Origin of the sequence: Gordonibacter sp. (assembly GCF_036667095.1) — a bacterium.
In the GTDB taxonomy this organism is placed as follows: Bacteria; Actinomycetota; Coriobacteriia; order Coriobacteriales; family Eggerthellaceae; genus Gordonibacter.
Genome location: NZ_JAVWUP010000302.1, coordinates 1 through 2,356, shown reverse-complemented (window position 1 = coordinate 2,356; position 2,356 = coordinate 1). Strand labels below are relative to the sequence as shown.

The window sequence follows — 2,356 nt, the reverse complement described above, 5'->3', positions numbered from 1 at the left end:
GACAGGACGCCCGAGAGGGCATAGAGTGCCAATCCGGCTGCGAGCACGATACCGGCCACGGCAAGGGTGCCTCCCGGCGTTGCAAGCAAGTTGGCCAGGTTCGTCGCGAATACGGACATCTCATCGTTTCCGCCAAGCGAGAAGACGACCATGATGCCGACAACGGCCAGCAGGGGCACGAACCGCACGGCCTTGGTCATGCCGAAGCGCGAGACCAGCGGCATGGTCAGCGAGAACATCGCAAGAATGATGACGATGGAAATGGCGGCAACGAGCACAATGCCTTGCCATGAGAGGGTCGTCAGAAGTCCGGCGAGCTGGGGGATGGACGGGAAGAGCATTGCCGCCGTAACGACGAGGCCCAAGATGAGCGCGCCCAGTACCAGGCCGATCAGGGCAAGAACCGCCAAGCTGGCATAACGGCCAAGGACGATGTCTGTACGAGAGAGGGGCAGCGCCAGGCGAAACTGCTCCCAATTGCCGCGCTCGTCGAGGGCGAAGATGGTGAATGCGAGCGAAAAGGGCATCATAACGCTCGCTAGGGGCATTCCCACGTAAAGATTGCTTGTCATAATGCAGACGAATACGGCAACGACCAGGCAAAGAAGAATCTGCTGAACGAAGTATTTTTTGGCAACAAGCAAATCGGACCAGAGCATGGCTTTCATCGGACCTCTCCTTTCAGCATCAAAGACATATAGGCATCGATAGTGGCTCTCTCGACGGTGACGGCGGGGAACTGCGCGCTGAACGCGAGCCGGTCGGGTACGAGTACCGTGGTTCCGTAGGTCGCGCGCTCGAAGTGCATGGTGCGGGGAGCGAAAAATCCGCTGTCTGCGATGGCATCGAATTCAGCAGCGCGGCATTGCGCAACGCCCGCGATATCGGTGATGGCGTCTTTCTCGACGCTGAATACGATGCGGCCCTCGTCGATGCACACGATGTAGTCGGCGATCTTCTCCAGGTCGCTGGTGATGTGGCTGGACATGAGGATGCCGCGGCCTTCATGGCTCATGAACAGGCGCAGCGTGTCGAGCGCCTGTTCGCGGGCGAGGGGGTCGAGGCCTGCGGTGGCCTCGTCGAGTATGAGCAGCTCGGGATTGTGGGCAAGCGCGCTTGCCAGAGAAAGCTTCATGCTCATGCCGCGCGAGAGCTCTTTCACCGTCTTGTTTGCGGGCAGTTCGAAGGCGCGCAGGAAGGTGGAGAAGGCAGGTGCACTCCATGTGCGGTAGCACGACGCCATCAGCTTGCCGACGGTGGCCACGGTCATTTCCTCGGGAAACGAACACGTGTCGAACACCACGCCGATGCGTTGCTTGGCGGTCGCCAGGTGTGAAGGTGCCAAATGGGTTACGTCCTCACCGAACAATTTGATGGTGCCGCCGTCGGGGTTGACCAATCCCAGTATCGATTTGATCGTGGTCGTTTTGCCAGCACCGTTGCTGCCGACGAATCCTACGACGCTGCCTGCGGGCACGCTGAGGGATATACCGGCAAGATCGAAGTCGGCGTAATGCTTTTCTAGGTTGGCAATATGAAGTAGGTCGTTCATCAGTCGTCACTTTCTGCTGGAGGCTAAGGTGCTGCCGTGTCAGTCTTCTAGAAGCAAATCGAGCATATCGTGCATCTCCCGAGCGCTTATACCCGCCGCGTGTGCTGTGTCGACCGCCTGCTCGAGGGCTACTTCCACCTGGCGCAAACGCTCTTCGCGCACCAATTCAAGGTTCCCACCTGCAACGAAGCTGCCTTTGCCTTGCACGGTTTCAATGAACCCCTGCGCTTCAAGATCGGCGTAGGCGCGCTTCGTGGTGATAACGCTGATGCGTAGGTCGTTGGCCAGTACCCTGATTGACGGAAGCTGTGCTCCTTCTGCAAGCACGCCGCTCATGATCAACCCTTTCATCTGCGAGGCTATCTGCTCGTAGAGGGGCTTGTCGCTTGCGTTCGAGATGATGATGTCCACGGTGCTCCTGTTCGTTTTGGCCCGTTTTCCGGTTGCGCAAGACGTGCGGTTTTGCGGTGGGAAAGCGGGTGGTGCGCGAGTGCTTCGGCGTCCCGTCGCACTCGGGTGGCGTGTCGCAGCGTCCTGCAACACGTCCAGGAGGGAGGCGAGCACGTTCCTAGCCGCCCTCCGTCGGGCTATTGCTTTTGCGCGGCAGGCGATGCTAGCTGTGCAGTGTGTATATACCCGATATGCACACTATAAACACCGACTGCGAGCCCGTCAAGAGCGAATGTACGTTTTCTTGAAAGGGCAATCAGGGGCAATCAGGCGGGCAATCAGGCGCGGTTTCACCCGCTGAAATGATTGAAAGTATTACGGTATTACCGTATACTAGAGAAAAGAAAGGAGACC

Annotated in this window: 3 protein-coding genes; all 3 read right to left on the bottom strand. The window is 58.5% G+C overall.

Annotation, left to right across the window (positions count from 1 at the left end; translation table 11 throughout):
• A partial coding sequence (locus RR842_RS13970; protein WP_332730188.1) for an ABC-2 transporter permease occupies positions 1 to 668 on the bottom strand: 668 nt, incomplete at its 3' end.
• Positions 665 to 1,552: an ABC transporter ATP-binding protein gene (locus RR842_RS13965; RefSeq protein ID WP_332521158.1), complete on the bottom strand. Its 888-nt coding sequence runs from the start codon at positions 1,550 to 1,552 to the stop codon at positions 665 to 667. The genes RR842_RS13965 and RR842_RS13970, both read right to left, overlap by 4 nt.
• 39 nt (positions 1,553 to 1,591) lie before the next feature.
• Positions 1,592 to 1,963, bottom strand: a complete 372-nt coding sequence (locus tag RR842_RS13960) for a GntR family transcriptional regulator (protein ID WP_332724699.1) — start codon at positions 1,961 to 1,963, stop codon at positions 1,592 to 1,594.
• Positions 1,964 to 2,356 lie beyond the last annotated feature (393 nt).

Coding starts and splice junctions, on each gene's coding strand:
- RR842_RS13965 (WP_332521158.1), bottom strand. CDS start 1,552: ATGAACGACCTACTTCATATTGCCAACCTAGAAAAGCATTACGCCGAC.